Here is a 2,506-nt window from a genome sequence, read left to right as displayed (position 1 = left end):
GGAACGGTCTGCGAATCGGTGACCTGGAGCTGGACACCTGGAAATCGAAATACAGGTCACTGGCCAATAAACACGAGGCCATGATTGGGTTTTACAATGTGGATATCCAGTACAATCTGGATGAACTGGAAAGCGAGTTCTTTGCTGCCATAAAAACGCTTAAATCCCTCAATTTTATCGATAGTGAGGAGTACCTGAGCCAGGCACAGCAAAATGGAAAGAAAATACTGGCAGAAGGGGCCCAGGGATCTATGCTGGACATTGACTTCGGCACCTATCCCTATGTCACTTCATCCAATACAACGGCTGCCGGGGCCTGCACAGGGCTCGGGGTAGCACCTTCAGGAATAGGAAAGGTCTTTGGGATCTTCAAGGCCTACACCACCCGGGTGGGTAGTGGCCCGTTCCCAACAGAATTATTCGATGAGGCGGGTGCCACAATGGGTAGGGTTGGTAATGAATTTGGTGCTACAACCGGCCGCCCAAGGAGGTGCGGATGGTTAGATCTGGTGGCACTGAAATACGCCGTCCAGATCAATGGGGTTACCGAATTGATGATGATGAAAGCCGACGTCCTCAGCGGTTTTGAAGAAATAAAGGTATGTACCTCCTATAAGTACAAGGGAAAGGAAATTGAGCACCTGCCTTACAATATCGAATCAGAGAATGTAAGTCCTGTGTATACTACTTTAAAGGGTTGGAAAAAGGACCTGACCAGCCTCACTTCAGCATCAGATTTACCGGCCACCCTGCATGATTACATCTCCTTTTTGGAGGAAAAACTTGGCGTGCCAGTGAAAATTGTATCGGTTGGCCCGGACCGCTTACAGACGATTCACAGGTAACTACTGGCAAAATAACGGCAGTAAATCCCGGTATTAAATCTATCTTAATAGGCAATACCCTCCTTCAAAAAATCCTATTTTTGGACAAAATAAGTCGGTTGTGAAGACTTCCCTTCTAACTTTAATGCTATTGACCTTCGGCTTGGCCTACGGACAGGAAACTGAGCCAGAGGGCAGGGAAATCAGGATTGTTTACGGGGCGAATTTCACCAAGGATGAAGCAAAAGCACCCGGTGCCTCCATTTTCAGCAAGGATACCCGGCAGGTACAATTCGAACACCAAGGGGCAGACCTCTGGTGTGATGTCGCTATTTTTTACCAAAAAGAAAATAAACTACAGGCCATCGGCAATATCCGGTTGAAGCAGGGGGATTCAGTTATGATGACCGCTAAAAAGCTGGATTATGACGGCAACACCAAACTGGCTAAGGCCAGGGAAAATGTGGTGCTTACCAATGCCCAGATGACGCTGCGGACAGATACGCTGTATTTCGACCGGGAAGCACAACAAGCCTATTACAATACCAAAGGCCGCGTCGTGGATTCGGCCAACACCCTGACCAGCAGGATAGGGCGCTACTTTATGGACCTGAAGAAATACCAGTTCCAGGACAGCGTAATCATCAGAAATCCTGAATATACAGTAGAATCAGAACGACTGGATTATTACACCTCCTCAAAAAATGCCTATATGTACGGCCCTTCTACCATCACGGGGAAGACCTACAAGATATATAGCGAGCGGGGTTTTTACGATACGAAGATCGAGCGGGGATACGGGGTTAAGAATACTCGGATCGATTACAATAACAGGATCATCGAAGGGGACAGTGTGTATTTTGACAAGGCCACTGAATTTGCGTCGGCAACCAATAACATTGTAGTCACCGATACCGTCAACAAAGGAATTATCCGCGCACATTATGCAGAGGTGTTCAAAGCAAAGGACTCCGTTTTTGCAACGAAAAGGCCGGTGGCTATCAATCTGGTCGAACAGGATTCCCTCTACATCCATGGAGATACCCTGATGGTAACCGGAAAACCAGAAGAACGCATTCTCAGGGCCTTCAGGAATGCAAAATTTTTCAAAACCGATTTGAGCGGGAAATGTGACTCCATTCATTACACCGAAAAAAGCGGCGTCACCCAACTGATCAAAGAACCTGTACTCTGGAATCTGGAAAACCAGATGACCGGTGACAGTATCCATCTGATAAGCGACAAAGCGACCAATAAATTGGATTCACTAAAGGTCCTGAACAATGCCTTTGTAATTTCCCTGGACAGCATTGGTAAAAAGGGCTATAACCAGGCCAAAGGGAAAGACCTGTTTGGTAAATTCATTGACAATGCCCTCCGTACCGTGGACCTGGTCAAGAACACTGAGGTGATCTACTATATGTACAATGATAATAACGAGCTCATAGGGATCAACAAGACCATTTGCAGTGCGATCCGGATGACCCTCGCTGAGAGCGACATAGAAGAAATTACTTTTTTCACCAATCCTGACGGGGATATTTTTCCTGAAAGCGAATTGCCTGAAAACAGCCGAAGACTTAAAGGGTTCATATGGCGGGGTGAGGAACGAATACGAACCAAGGACGATATTTTTGACGAGGACGACCGCAACCTTGTTCTTCCGGTCATACAGGGGGTGA

The 2,506-nt window shown here is 46.9% G+C and carries 2 protein-coding genes; both read left to right on the top strand.

What is annotated here, in order from left to right; genetic code table 11:
- Positions 1 to 845: adenylosuccinate synthetase (locus tag AC4E7D_RS13855; RefSeq protein ID WP_490174368.1), on the top strand; the 845-nt coding region annotated here is incomplete at its 5' end.
- Between the two features lie 124 nt (positions 846 to 969).
- Positions 970 to 2,506: OstA-like protein (locus tag AC4E7D_RS13850; protein ID WP_490174369.1), on the top strand; the 1,537-nt coding region annotated here is incomplete at its 3' end.

This window comes from Lentiprolixibacter sp., from assembly GCF_982873095.1.
Note: the sequence above shows the minus strand (reverse complement) of the source record. Positions and strands in the feature narration are given on the sequence as shown.